1 pseudogene is annotated in these 237 nt (G+C 59.9%); it reads right to left on the bottom strand.

Features of this window, described 5'->3' with window-relative positions:
* Positions 1-15: 15 nt before the first annotated feature.
* A pseudogene (locus ACYQ0J_RS10065) lies at positions 16-237 on the bottom strand (IS982 family transposase); the annotation flags it as partial.

The following is a 237-nucleotide window of genomic DNA, read 5'->3' on the forward strand; positions in this document are numbered from 1 at the left end:
GTATAACCCAAGTTGCTACCCAGCCATCTTCTGGGTCAGGAGACTGATGTTATGGGCCAGGACGAAGGTGAGAACTTTGATGACGAAACCCTCCTGGGTCACGGCGTGGATGCGCCTGGGGAAGAGGTGATGGAGCATGCTCCCCACCGTCTCCACCACCCTCCGCCCCACGATGGCCAGGTACTGCATCCAAGGGAGATACCGCCGGCTGTTCCTCCTGCGGATGACCATGGGACC

It is taken from the genome of Thermus sp. FJN-A (assembly GCF_054655095.1).